Raw genomic sequence first — 12,692 nt, forward strand, 5'->3', positions numbered from 1 at the left:
CCAGCGCCAAGTCCGCTGGCTGGGTGACAAGACGATCTTCTAAAAAATCAACGCCAAGCCGTCATGAATTTTGCACTGATCCTTTTTGTGCTGGTGGTCATTACAGGCATTGCCTGGGTTGCCGACAAGCTGGTCTTCGAGCGCCAGCGCCGTAGCGTGGCGCATCTGGCCCTGGCCGAGTTCGACGCGCGCCGCGGCGACATGCAGGCGGTGCACGGTAGCACCGAGCTGGACGCCTCGCGCGCCCGGCTGGCCGAGGAAAAGCTGCGCCAGCCGTGGTGGCTCGAGTACTCGGCGAGCTTCTTCCCGGTCATCCTCGCGGTGTTCGTGCTTCGCTCCTTCGTGGTGGAGCCCTTCAAGATCCCGTCCGGCTCGATGATCCCGACGCTGCTGATCGGCGACTTCATCCTCGTCAACAAGTACGACTACGGCATCCGCCTGCCGGTGGTGAACAAGAAGGTCCTCGACGTTGGCACGCCGCAGCGCGGTGACGTKATGGTGTTCCGCTACCCGAAGGACGAGTCGCTCGACTACATCAAGCGCGTGGTAGGCGTGCCCGGCGACATGGTGCGCTACGAGAACAAGAAGCTGACCGTGAACGGCAAGCCGGCCGAGTACAGCGCCTTGCCCGACTACCTCGACGAGGAGCGGCTGTCCTATTCGAAGCATTTCACCGAGACGCTGCCGGGCGGCGTGGCGCATGGCATCCTGAACGATGCCGACCGTCCGGCGTTCGTGGCGGGCGCGGATCCCGATTTCCCGTTCCGCGAGAACTGCACTTACAATCAGCAGGGGCTGACGTGTAAAGTGCCGGAAGGGCACTATTTCGTCATGGGCGACAACMGTGACAACAGCCTGGATTCACGTTACTGGGGCTTCGTCCCGGACAAGAACGTCGTAGGCAAGGCGTTCGTGATCTGGATGAACCTCGGCAATTTTGGGCGCGTGGGGTCGTTCAAGTAACGGTCGGACGCCTCGCGCAGCGCAAATACACTCAAAAAACGAGGGAAGCGCAAAATGGGTCAGAAGTTGGGTTTTTCGGGGAAGAGGGGAAATATCCGCGTGGGTGTGCTTGAAAGATCACGTGGATTTTCGTTGGGGTCGTTGCTGATCGTCATCATTATCGTGATTGCGGTGGTGCTGCCGGCGGTAAAGGCGATTCCCAGCATGCTCGAATACTTCTCGGTCAAGCGGGCAGTGAATTACGCGAAGGATCGGTCGGTCAACCGCAAGGATGTGGCGGCCAACTTCGACAAGCAGGCCCAGATCGATCGCATCGAGGCGCTCAAGGGCGACGATCTCGACGTGATCGAGGACGAAGCCGGCAGGATACGCAGCATTGGTTTTTCGTACCGGACCGAGATTCCCGTCTATGGTCCGATGAGTCTATTGATTACCTATTCGGGAACGCAGTAACGACATGATCCTCGACGCCTTGCAGCAACGTCTCGGCTACCGATTCAGCAAGCCCGAATTGCTGCAGCAKGCGCTCACCCATCGCAGTCATAGCGCCCATCACAACGAGCGCCTGGAATTTCTGGGCGACTCGGTGCTGAACTGCGCCGTGGCCGACATGCTCTACGGCATGTTCGGCAAGCTCGATGAGGGCGATCTTTCCCGCGTGCGCGCCAACCTGGTCAAGCAGCAGGCGCTGTACGAGATCGCCCAGATGCTCCAGCTCTCCGACGCCCTGCGCCTGGGCGAGGGCGAGTTGAAGAGCGGCGGCTTCCGCCGTCCGTCGATTCTGGCGGATGCGCTGGAGGCCATTGTCGGCGCAGTGTTCCTCGATGCCGGCTTTGACGCCGCGCGGGCGCTGATCCGCAAGCTGTATATCCCCATTCTGGAGCAGGTGGACCCCCGTACGCTGGGGAAGGACGCCAAGACCCTGCTCCAGGAGTATCTGCAGGGCCACAAGATCGCCCTGCCGCAGTACAACGTCATCGCCACACACGGTGCCGCACACAGCCAGCAGTTTGAAGTCGAATGCACCGTGCCTAAACTGGAGGTGCGCGTGTTCGGCACCGGCGCCTCGCGCCGTGCGGCCGAGCAGGCGGCGGCCAAGCTCGCGCTGGATGAGGTGCAGAAGCTCGTGCCCCAGCTGCTCAAGCGCAGCCGGGCCGAGCGCACGGGCAAGACCCGCAAGCAGCCGGTGCCACCGGATCCCCAGTTGTCTCTCAGGTTGAAGGAATGACCGAATCTACCCCTCCGCAGCAGGACGCCCAGGCACCCTCGGATGCCAAGGCGTTCCGCTGCGGCACGGTGGCCATTGTTGGCCGCCCCAACGTGGGCAAGTCCACGTTGATGAATGCACTTGTCGGCCAGAAGGTCAGCATCACGTCCCGCAAGGCGCAAACCACGCGCCATCGCATCGTCGGTATCCAGACCACCGATGACGCGCAGTTCGTTTTCGTCGATACGCCAGGCTTCCAGACCCGCCACGCCAGCGCGCTGAACCGCTCGCTGAACCGCGCAGTCACGTCCACGCTGTCTACGGTGGATCTGGTGCTGTTCGTCGTGGAAGCCGGCTATTTCAGCGCCGATGACGAGAAGGTGCTGTCGTTGCTGCCGAAGAACGTGCCGGTGCTGCTGGTCACCAACAAGCTCGATCGCCTGGGCGAGAACCGCGCCGAGGTGATGATGCCGTTCCTGGAAAAGATGGGACAGCTGTTCCCGTTCCGGGAAGTGGTGCCGATGTCGGCGAAGACGCACGATCACATCACGCGGCTGCTGGCCATCATCCGTCCGTACCTGCTCGAAGGCGAGCCGATGTACGACGCCGATGCGATGACCGACCGCAGCGAGCGCTTCCTGGCCTCGGAAATCATCCGCGAGAAGGTCTTCCGCTGGACTGGCGATGAGCTGCCGTACACGAGCACCGTGATCATCGACAAGTTCGAGACCGAAGGCCGGCTGCGCCGCGTGTTTGCGACGATCCTGGTCGAGCGCGACGCGCACAAGGCCATGATCATCGGCAACAAGGGGGCCAAGCTCAAGCAGATCTCCACCGAGGCGCGCCTCGACATGGAGAAGCTGTTCGACGGCAAGGTCTACCTGGAGATGTGGATCAAGGTMAAGAGCGGCTGGGCCGACAACGAAGCCGGACTGCGGGCCTACGGCTACGAGTGAGCAAGATGCCTGACGCGCCCCGAGCCGCGCCCAGGCGCGCGCGGAGCGCCGATCCCATCGCCGAGGAGGCCGCCGAACTGCTGGAGGTGCAGGGCGGTACCGGGCTGTCCCCGGCCGTGGCCGCCGGCCGCGAAATGATGGACCGGGCCATGCGGATCGTGCCCGCGCGCACCGAGCTGCGCGTGACCAACGAGTCCGGCTTCGTGCTCCACGCCTATCCCTATCGTGAGACCAGTCTCATTCTGGACGTCTTCACGCGCGACCACGGCCGCATGGCCATGGTGGCGAAGGGCGCCAAGCGGCCGCATTCGGCGCTGCGCTCGGTGCTTCAGCACTTCCATCCGATTTCGCTCTCCTGGACCGGCCGCGGCGAGGTCAAGACGCTGACTAAGGCCGAATACATGGGCGGCATGCTGCCGCTGGCCGGCGATGCGCTGCTATCGGGCTTCTATCTCAACGAATTGCTATTGCGCTTCTGCCCGCGCGAGGATGCACATCCGGCGCTGTTCAAGCACTACATGATCACGCTGACGCGGCTCGCGCATGGTGAGCCGGCCAGTCTGGTGCTACGCAGCTTCGAGCGCGTGTTGCTGCAGGAGACCGGGTTCGCGGTGGCGTTCGACCAGTGCGTGAGCACCGGGGAGCCGGTGCAACCGGGCCTCGACTACGTGTATCACCCCGAACGCGGCGTGCGCCGCGCGCAGCCGAGCGATCCGTCGAGTTGGCCCGTGGTGTCCGGCCAGACCTTGCTGGACATGGGGCGGGACGACTACGGCCGCGCCCAGACCGCCACACAAAGCCGCGCCCTGATGCGTTTCCTGCTGCATTATTATCTGCAGGGTGCGCCGCTGAAAACGCGGCAAATCCTTATCGACCTGCAATTTCTGTAAAGCCATGATTTTTCACGCGAATCCCGGCGTCATCGACCTTGGCGTCAACATCGACCACGTGGCCACGCTGCGGAATGCGCGCGGCACCGCCTACCCTGACCCGATCGAGGCCGCCCTCCAGGCGGAAATCGCCGGCGCAGACGTGATTACGCTGCACCTGCGCGAGGATCGCCGCCATATCCGCGACGCGGACGTGCGCGCACTGCGCCCGAAGCTCGCCACCCGGATGAACCTGGAGTGCGCAATCACACGCGAAATGCTCGATATCGCCTGCGAAATCCGTCCGCAGGACGTCTGCCTCGTACCTGAGAAGCGCGAGGAAGTGACTACCGAAGGCGGTCTCGACGTCGCCGGCCATTTCGAGCAGGTCAGCGCTGCCTGCCGGCAACTGGCGGATGCGGGCATCCGCGTCTCGCTGTTTATCGATCCTGATCCGGACCAGATCGCGGCCGCGGCCGCGTGCAAGGCGCCGGTCATCGAGATCCACACCGGCCGCTACGCCGACGCCCATACGCCCGAGGAGCAGGCGGCGGAATTTCGTCGTGTGTCCGAAGGCGTGGACGCAGGCATCCGCCAGGGCCTCGTCGTCAATGCCGGCCACGGCCTGCATTACACCAATGTGCAACAGATCGCGGCACTGCCCGGCATCAAGGAGCTGAATATCGGTCATGCGATCGTCGCGCATGCGGTGTTCGTCGGTTGGCAGAACGCGGTGCGCGAGATGAAGGCCATCATGGTGGCCGCGCGCCTGGGCACCCGTTATCCCGTGCCGGGACAGGCGGCGTGATCTACGGCATCGGCACCGACATCATCCAGATCGATCGCGTGCAGGGCGTGATGGAGCGCACGCGCGGCCGTTTCGCGGAGAAGGTGCTCGGCCCGCGTGAGCTGAAGGTCTATCACGCGCGCAAGGCGCGCTCGGAGAAGCGCGGGCTGGCCTTCCTGGCCACGCGCTTCGCGGCCAAGGAGGCGTTCTCGAAGGCCATCGGCCTGGGGATGCGCTGGCCGATGACGTGGCGCGCCATGGAACTGCTGAACCTGCCGTCGGGCGAGCCCACGCCGCAATGCACCGGTGAGCTGGCCGACTGGGTGCAGGAACGCGGGCTGACCATCCGGGTCAGTGTCAGTGACGAACACGAGTACGCGGTGGCGTTCGCCATCGCGGAGCGGGGCGGCCAGCCGGCCGACACCGCATCCTGAACCTACGCAGCCTGAATTCAAGATATTCCTATGATCAAGAAAGTTTCCGGCAAGCATCCGGGCCCGGTGGTGCTCGACGTGGTTGGCAAGCAGCTYGACGCCGAGGACATGCGTCGCATCGCCCATCCGCTGACGGGCGGCGTGATCCTGTTCGCACGGAATTTCGAGTCGCGCGCCCAGTTGACCGCGTTGACGCGGGCGATTCGCGCGGTGCGCGAGGACGTGCTGATCTGCATCGATCATGAAGGCGGCCGCGTGCAGCGCGCCAAGACCGATGGCTTCACGCACCTGCCGGCGATGGCAAAACTCGGCGAATTGTGGGATCGCGATGTGATGACGGCCACCAAGGTCGCCATCGCGTGCGGCTACGTGCTGGCCGCCGAACTGCGCGCGTGCGACATCGACCTGAGCTTCACGCCGGTGCTCGATCTCGACCATGGCCGCAGCGCCGTGATCGGCGACCGCGCGTTCCACGCCGATCCACGCGTGGTGACGATGCTGGCCAACCATCTCACGCACGGCCTGCTGCTGGCTGGCATGAGCAACTGCGGCAAGCATTTCCCGGGTCATGGCTTCGTCGAGGCTGATTCGCACGTGGCCGTGCCGGTCGACGAGCGTGACGTCGAAGAGATTCTGGCCCTCGACGCGCGTCCGTATGACTGGATGGGCAATGCGCTGGCGTCCGTGATGCCCGCGCACGTGATCTATCCGAAGGTCGACCCGAACCCGGCCGGCTTCTCGCCGTTCTGGCTTCAGGATGTACTGCGTACGCGACTCGGCTTCGAGGGCGTGATCTTCAGCGACGACCTGAGCATGGAAGGCGCCAGCGTGGCCGGCACGGTGACCCAGGGCGCGCGAGCCGCGCTCGATGCGGGCTGCGACATGGTGCTGATCTGCAACCATCCGGAGCGCGCCGACCAGTTGCTGAAGGAACTGGACGATCTGAAGGGCGACAAGGTGTCGCAACGCCGCATCCGCAAGCTGTTCGGTCGCAAGCGTCCGCTGGACTGGAACAAACTGCAACAGGATGCCGACTATCGTGCCGCACTGCGCCTGCTGCGCGAGCATGACCTGATCGCCTGACACGTCGACGTCGGCGGGCAAAAACAAAAAGGGCAGCCGAAGCTGCCCTTTTTGCTGTCTCGCGGCGACGCCTTAGTTGGCGCGGCTGCGGTATTCGCCGGTACGCGTGTCGATTTCGATCTTGTCACCGATGTTGCAGAACAGCGGCACTTGCAGCTCGAACCCGGTGTTGATCTTGGCGCCCTTGAGCACCTTGCCCGACGACGTGTCGCCCTTGACGGCCGGTTCCGTGTAGATGATCTCGCGGACCAGCGTGGTCGGCATGTCCACCGAGATGGCCTTCTCGTTGTAGAACACCACTTCCACGTTCATGCCGTCTTCGAGGTAGTTCAGCGCGTCGCCCATGCTGTCCTGCTCGACTTCGAACTGGTTGTAGTCCGTGTCCATGAACACGTACATCGGGTCGGCGAAGTACGAGTAGGTGCATTCGCGGCGATCCAGCATCACCACTTCGAACTTGTCGTCAGCCTTGAACACCGACTCGCCCGGGGCGTCCGTCAGCAGGTTCTTGTACTTCATCTTGACGACGGCGGCGTTACGGCCCGACTTGTTGTACTCGGCCTTCTGCACGACCATCGGGTCGGAACCGATCATGAACACGTTGCCGACGCGGAGTTCTTGTGCGATCTTCATCTGAACTATCTTCCTGAAAAAAGTAATCCGGGGCGCTCATGACCCCGATTCGCGATATGCGGTATGGCGAAGGCGCGCGGCCGGCAGTTGCTCTTTTTGGCTCGCCATCATCAAAATCAACCCGTTATTTTACCCGATTTTCGCAAAAGACCACCAGATTTGCCGCGAGGTCGCCCAAGTGCTGCAATTGCCGCTGCCAGCGGTCCATGGCCGTAGCGAGAGCAGGCAATTGTGCGTGGAACTGCGCCCAGTCGGGCGCGTGCGGGGTGGCGCCATGGCCGTTCCAGGCATGGCAAAAGGCGGTCATGGCCTGGGCAGCCTCCGGCGAAACGCCGCACCGGCTGAATCGCTCGAGCCACGCATCGAGCTTCACATGGTGCGCCACGTCGTCCTGCGGGTAGATGTGCCAGACCATGGGCCGCGCGGCCCAGTGCGCGCGCACGCAGGAATCCTCGCCACGCACGAAGTTCACGTCGCAGGCCCAGAGCAGTTCGTCGTAGTTTTCCTGCCTCACGAACGGAATCACCTGGAGGGTCAGGTTGCCTTGCGTCAGCGAGGTGCCGGGGGCCACCTGCTCCGCCGGGGCGCCGAACCACGCGGCCGCCTGCTGCGCTGCCGGGCCTTGCGGCACCAGGCACTGCACGGGCGTGGCGCCGTCGCGCCATTGGGCCAGCAAGGCGGGTAGGGCGGGATTCGTATAGGCGAACAGGCTTACGCGCAACGCATCTGGCAGGGGGTGCGTGCCGAGCCGGTACCAGAGTGTCGATTGCGCGGCGCGGCTGGATAGGAAGGCATCGCGCTGCGCGCCCAGCATTGACTCCCGCAGCAGCCCGCCCGTGCCGTGCGCAAAGCCGGGGAAGAAGAAGTACTTCACGAGCGGCAGCTTCGGATGGGGCGAGGACAGCGCATGGTGCTCGCTGACCCATGCCTCGGCGCTCAGGTATTCCAGGTTGATCCATACCGGCGGGCGCGGCGCGGCGGCCATCGCGGCCAGGAAGGGCTCGGGCAGGTGGCAGGCGAACGCCTCGATKACGAGGTCGTGCGGCGGCAGCGGCTCGAACGGGGCACCGGGAGAGGCATCCCAGCGACGCACCTCCACGCCGCCCAGGTGCTGGCAGGCGCGTGCCGGGTCGATCTCCGGCGCCAGCCGCGCGAAGCTGCCCAGGTCATCCACCCAGAGTCGCACCGCGTGGCCGTGCTCCTGTGAGAGTTGGCGCGCCAGGCGCCAGCAAACGCCGATATCGCCGAAGTTATCGACGACCGTGCAGAAGATGTCGCAGGATTGAATGGGCATGGCGGCGTCCCGTTCCGCGAGGGCACGCGGAAGATTTGCTMTAAACTTGCGATTCTAGAGCGAGGCCAGCCCCTGCGCGCCTTGCCGCCCAAACTTTCTTGTCCCCCGATGCCCGAGCAGGAACCGGTTTCCCCGAACGACGCTTCGAACGATGCACCCGCCGAGGTCCGCGTGGATCTCCCGGCCGAGGCCCCCGCCGACATCCCGGCATTCGACCCCCGGCAGATCCTGGCGCGGCTGCCCGGCCTGCCGGGCGTGTACCGCTATTTCGACGCCGACGGCAACGTGCTCTACGTGGGTAAGGCGCGCGACCTGAAAAAGCGTGTCTCGAGCTACTTCAACAAGACCCAGCTGTCGCCGCGCATCGCGATGATGGTGGGGAAAATCGCTCGCATCGATACCACGGTGGTCCGGACGGAGGCCGAGGCGCTGCTGCTTGAGAACAATCTCATCAAGGCACTCGCCCCGCGCTACAACATCCTGTTCCGCGACGACAAGTCTTATCCATTCCTCAAGCTGACCGGCCACAAGTTCCCGCGCATGGCCTACTACCGGGGGGCGACGGACCGCAAGCACCAGTACTTCGGCCCGTTCCCGAGTGCCTACGCGGTGCGCGAAAGCATGCAGATCCTGCAGAAGGTGTTCCAGCTGCGCACCTGCGAGGACACGGTGTTCAACAACCGCACCCGGCCTTGCCTGCTGCATCAGATTCATCGCTGCACGGCGCCGTGCGTGCAGGCGATCAGCGAGGAAGATTACGCGCGCGACGTGCATAACGCCGCGCGCTTCCTCCAGGGCCGCGAGACCGAKGTGCTCGATGGCCTCCAGGTCAAGATGGAAGAGCACGCGGTGCAACTGCGCTTCGAGCAGGCCGCCGCTGTGCGCGACCAGATCGCCGCGCTCTCCACGGTGCTCAAGCGGCAGGCTGTGGAGGAGGTGGGGCAGGCGCGCGACATCGACATTCTGTCCGTGGCCGTGCAGGGTGGGCGTGCGTGCGTGAATCTGGCGATGGTGCGCGGGGGCCGCCATCTTGGCGACAAAGCCTATTTCCCCGCGCATGCCGACGAAGCGGCGATGATCGTCGAAGATAGCGACGATGCCGGGGAGGGCGAAGGCGAGCAGGTGGTGCCGGAAGCCGGGCCGCTGTCCGTGGACCGCATCGCGGCCCGCGTGCTGTCGGCCTTCATGGTCCAGCACTATCTCGATCAGGCGCCGCCGCCGATCATCGTGGTGAGCCATCTGCCAGCCGATGCCGCGCTGGTGGAGGCCCTGTCGATGCAGGCAGGCCGCAAGATCGCGCTGGTGCGGCAGCCGCAGGGCCAGCGCAAGATCTGGCTCGAGATGGCGACGCAAGGCGCGGCGCTGGCGTTGGCGCGCCGGCTGGCGGAGCAGGGCAGCCAGGAGGCGCGCACGCGTGCGCTTGCCGAGACCATCGCCCTGGATATGGAAGACCTGACGATGCTCCGCATTGAGTGCTTCGACATCAGCCACACGGCGGGTGAGGCCACCCAGGCATCCTGCGTGGTGTTCCACCACCATGAGATGCAGAACAGCGAATATCGGCGCTACAACATCCAGGACATCACGCCCGGCGACGACTATGCGGCCATGCGTCAGGTGCTCACGCGCCGGTACCAGAAGCTGGTGGAGCAGATCCAGGAAGATGGCGGCGAGTTGGGCGGAGAAGGCGCCCCGGACGGCGTGCCGCGCATGCCGCGCGTAGTGCTGATCGACGGCGGCAAGGGGCAGGTCGAGGTGGCGCGCCAGGTGTTCGAGGAGCTTGGGCTCGACATCGGCCTGCTGGTCGGCGTGGCGAAGGGCGAAGGCCGCAAGGTGGGGCTGGAGACACTGGTCTTCGCCGATGGCCGCCCGTCGCTGGAACTGGGGCAGGGCAGCGCAGCGCTGATGCTCGTCGCCCAGATCCGCGACGAGGCCCACCGCTTTGCCATCACCGGCATGCGGGCGCGGCGCGCCAAGGCGCGCAACACGTCGCGGCTGGAGGAAATCGAGGGTGTGGGCGCGCGCCGGCGGCAAAAGCTGCYGACGCGTTTCGGCGGCCTGCGCGGCGTCATGGCTGCCAGCATCGACGAACTTGCCAGCGTGGAAGGCATCTCGCGCACCCTGGCCGAGGAGATCTACCGCCAGTTGCATTGACCGGCCCGCCCGGCCGGTTGCCAGCCATTTCAGCCCGAAACTGGCGGGTTCGGCTGGAAATCGGCGACAATCGCGGCATTCGCCTTCCAGACCATCGCCGGATCGGCCCGTTCCTTTTCCAACGCTCCGCCCATGCCCCTGAATATTCCCATCCTGCTGACCTGGCTTCGCGTGGCCATGATCCCTCTCGTGGTCGGGGTCTATTACCTGCCTGAAACATGGTTGCCGATGCATACCAAGAACGTGACCGCGGCCGCGTTCTTCGTCATCGCCGCGGCGACGGACTGGCTGGATGGCTTCCTGGCGCGACGCTGGAACCAGACCTCGTCGTTCGGCGCGTTCCTGGACCCGGTGGCCRACAAGCTCATGGTGACCGCGGCGCTGCTGTCCCTGCTGGCGCTGGGCCGCGTGGCGGACCTGATCGCGCTGGTCATCATCGGACGTGAAATCACGATTTCCGCGCTGCGTGAATGGATGGCGCAGATCGGCKCGTCCAAGAGCGTCGCCGTGAATTTCCTCGGCAAGCTGAAGACCACGGTGCAGATGATTGCGATTCCATTGCTGTTGTTCAACGACTCGCTGTTCGGCATCGATGCCTCGTTGCTCGGCGGCTGGATGATCTATCTGGCGGCGGTGCTCACGCTGTGGTCGATGTTCTATTACATGAAGCTGGCGTGGCCGCAGATCCGCGAGCGCAGCAATGTCACGGGTAGTGCGGGCGCGCAGAAGTAAAAGTGAAGCGTTGCGCGAAAAAGTCCTTGACGCCCCGGCCCCCTCTTTGCAATAATCTCGTTCTCGCTGCTGACGACGAAAGACGAAAGCAGCAAGATAAGCGGTACTTAGCGCGAAATACCAGCACAAAGCTGCGTGTTTAAAAGAAGTTGCGCGATAGTCTGCTTTTCTGTAAGATGCAGGGCCCTGCGGGAGTAGCTCAGTTGGTAGAGCGCAACCTTGCCAAGGTTGAGGTCGCGAGTTCGAGACTCGTCTCCCGCTCCAGGTTTAGTAAAGTTCGACAGCGTTATCGTCGGGCTGGTAGTGAAGTAGTAGAAAGTTTGTACGCGGGAGTAGCTCAGTTGGTAGAGCGCAACCTTGCCAAGGTTGAGGTCGCGAGTTCGAGACTCGTCTCCCGCTCCAATCCCAAAGGGAAGCGTGGCTTCCCTTTTTGTTTGACAGGATTGTCGTACAATCCTGCATCGTCACCTGGCGGGGTGGCAGAGTGGTTATGCAGCGGCCTGCAAAGCCGTGTACGCCGGTTCGATTCCGACCTCCGCCTCCAAGTTTTACCGACGTTTCAAGCCTACGGCGCCCATTGTGGCGCCGTTTTGCGTTCTAGCCGTTCAGTTGTTCTAACGCCGGTATCGCAGCTCAGGCACACAGCACGGGTGCCGCGCCGCGCAGGTATTCGGTAAAGGCGAGCAGCCCCTGAGTCGGGAATTTGTCCTGATGCACGACCAGTTGCAGCGGCCGGATCACGCGCGGCAGGCCGGCGCGCAGCGGTACTAACTCACCGCGCGCGATTTCATCGCCGACGACATGCAGTGACAGGCAACTGACGCCAAATCCGCTCATGACGGCGCGCTTGATGGCTTCGGTGTTGCCTAGCTCCAGCGCAAAGCGCAGCGCGCCCAGGGCGGGCACGAGGCGCGATTCGATGATCTCGCGCGTGCCGGAGCCCGGCTCGCGCACGATCCAGTCGGCCTCGCGCAGCATGTCGTGCAGCAACTCGGGCTGCTCGGCCACCATCGCCAGCGGATGCGCCGGCCCCACGATCACCACCATCTCGTCATCGCACCAGTGCATGCTGCGTAAGTCCCGCTCATGGCTGGTCCCTTCGATCAGGCCGATATCGGCCTCGAACTTGAGGAGGGCGTGCAGCACGTCCTGCGTATTGCCGATGCGCATGTCCAGTTCGCACGGCCCGGTCTGCGCATTGCGGAACCCCGCCAGCAGGGCAGGGAGGATGTAGCTGCCGATGGTGTTACTGGCCGCGATGCGCAGCTGCACGCCGCCTTCCGAGGCAAATCGCTCGAGTTCGTGCGCCTGGTCGAGCAGGGACAGCGCGCGCGGAAAGAATTGGCGCCCGGTTTCGTTGATGCTCAGGCGGCGCGCTACGCGGTCGAACAAGGGGCCGTTCAGCGCACGTTCCAGTTCGGCCAGCGACGCGCTGACGGCCGACTGGGACATCGCGAGCGACTCGGCCGCGGCCGTGGTGCTGCCGTGCTGGGCCACGGCCACGAAGACCTGCAACTGGCGCAAGGTAAGGCGAAGCGGGCGTTGCTCCATGGCTTTATCGATAATAACGGTAAGTCATA

13 protein-coding genes and 3 tRNA genes are annotated in these 12,692 nt (G+C 64.2%); 13 read left to right on the forward strand and 3 right to left on the reverse strand.

Annotated elements, in window-relative coordinates:
* Positions 1-63: 63 nt before the first annotated feature.
* From lepB to nagZ, 8 genes are read left to right on the forward strand one after another with little or no spacing between them, the layout of a single operon-like run.
* Positions 64-963, forward strand: a complete 900-nt coding sequence (gene lepB, locus AC1EJR_RS09890) for a signal peptidase I (RefSeq protein WP_477146999.1) — start codon at positions 64-66, stop codon at positions 961-963.
* A gap of 54 nt (positions 964-1,017) precedes the next feature.
* Entirely contained in the window at positions 1,018-1,416 is a 399-nt protein-coding gene (locus AC1EJR_RS09895) for a DUF4845 domain-containing protein (protein ID WP_092290015.1), read from the forward strand.
* 4 nt (positions 1,417-1,420) lie between these two features.
* A complete protein-coding gene (gene rnc, locus AC1EJR_RS09900; protein ID WP_477147000.1) occupies positions 1,421-2,191 on the forward strand; it encodes a ribonuclease III in 771 nt (256 codons plus the stop codon).
* Positions 2,188-3,126, forward strand: coding sequence for a GTPase Era (gene era, locus AC1EJR_RS09905; protein ID WP_092290013.1), 939 nt, complete (start codon positions 2,188-2,190; stop codon positions 3,124-3,126). The genes rnc and era overlap by 4 nt, the downstream gene beginning before the upstream one ends.
* Positions 3,127-3,131: 5 nt before the next feature.
* A complete protein-coding gene (gene recO, locus AC1EJR_RS09910) occupies positions 3,132-4,016 on the forward strand; it encodes a DNA repair protein RecO (protein ID WP_441643994.1) in 885 nt (294 codons plus the stop codon).
* Positions 4,017-4,020: 4 nt separating this feature from the next.
* Positions 4,021-4,803 (forward strand): pyridoxine 5'-phosphate synthase, encoded by a 783-nt coding sequence (gene pdxJ / locus AC1EJR_RS09915; RefSeq protein ID WP_092290012.1) that lies wholly within the window; start codon positions 4,021-4,023, stop codon positions 4,801-4,803.
* Positions 4,800-5,216, forward strand: a complete 417-nt coding sequence (gene acpS, locus AC1EJR_RS09920; protein WP_092290011.1) for a holo-ACP synthase — start codon at positions 4,800-4,802, stop codon at positions 5,214-5,216. Before pdxJ ends, acpS begins: the two co-directional genes overlap by 4 nt.
* A 30-nt stretch (positions 5,217-5,246) precedes the next feature.
* The gene (gene nagZ / locus AC1EJR_RS09925) at positions 5,247-6,299 is read left to right on the forward strand and encodes a beta-N-acetylhexosaminidase (protein ID WP_092290005.1); all 1,053 of its coding nucleotides are present in this window, start codon (positions 5,247-5,249) and stop codon (positions 6,297-6,299) included.
* A 72-nt stretch (positions 6,300-6,371) separates the two neighbouring features.
* On the opposite strand, the gene efp is transcribed toward nagZ, so the two are convergent.
* Both efp and earP read right to left on the reverse strand, forming a co-directional pair.
* Positions 6,372-6,932 (reverse strand): elongation factor P, encoded by a 561-nt coding sequence (gene efp / locus AC1EJR_RS09930; protein ID WP_092290000.1) that lies wholly within the window; start codon positions 6,930-6,932, stop codon positions 6,372-6,374.
* Between the two features lie 124 nt (positions 6,933-7,056).
* A complete protein-coding gene (earP, locus tag AC1EJR_RS09935) occupies positions 7,057-8,226 on the reverse strand; it encodes an elongation factor P maturation arginine rhamnosyltransferase EarP (protein WP_477113293.1) in 1,170 nt (389 codons plus the stop codon).
* Positions 8,227-8,334: 108 nt separating this feature from the next.
* Here earP and uvrC point away from each other — a divergent pair, with 108 nt between their 5' ends.
* The 5 genes from uvrC to AC1EJR_RS09960 all read left to right on the forward strand — a co-directional run bounded on the left by uvrC (position 8,335) and on the right by AC1EJR_RS09960 (position 11,656).
* Positions 8,335-10,380 carry an excinuclease ABC subunit UvrC gene (gene uvrC / locus AC1EJR_RS09940; protein ID WP_477147001.1) on the forward strand — a complete coding sequence of 682 codons (2,046 nt, stop codon included), beginning with the start codon at positions 8,335-8,337 and terminating at the stop codon, positions 10,378-10,380.
* 132 nt (positions 10,381-10,512) lie between these two features.
* Entirely contained in the window at positions 10,513-11,112 is a 600-nt protein-coding gene (pgsA, locus tag AC1EJR_RS09945; protein WP_477147002.1) for a CDP-diacylglycerol--glycerol-3-phosphate 3-phosphatidyltransferase, read from the forward strand.
* A gap of 188 nt (positions 11,113-11,300) precedes the next feature.
* A tRNA-Gly gene (locus AC1EJR_RS09950) sits at positions 11,301-11,376 on the forward strand.
* Between the two features lie 62 nt (positions 11,377-11,438).
* Positions 11,439-11,514, forward strand: a tRNA-Gly gene (locus AC1EJR_RS09955).
* A 68-nt stretch (positions 11,515-11,582) separates the two neighbouring features.
* A tRNA-Cys gene (locus tag AC1EJR_RS09960) sits at positions 11,583-11,656 on the forward strand.
* 89 nt (positions 11,657-11,745) lie between these two features.
* On the opposite strand, the gene AC1EJR_RS09965 is transcribed toward AC1EJR_RS09960, so the two are convergent.
* The gene (locus AC1EJR_RS09965) at positions 11,746-12,663 is read right to left on the reverse strand and encodes a LysR family transcriptional regulator (RefSeq protein ID WP_092289977.1); all 918 of its coding nucleotides are present in this window, start codon (positions 12,661-12,663) and stop codon (positions 11,746-11,748) included.
* Positions 12,664-12,692 lie beyond the last annotated feature (29 nt).

The organism is Cupriavidus sp. 05T42 (assembly GCF_056396345.1).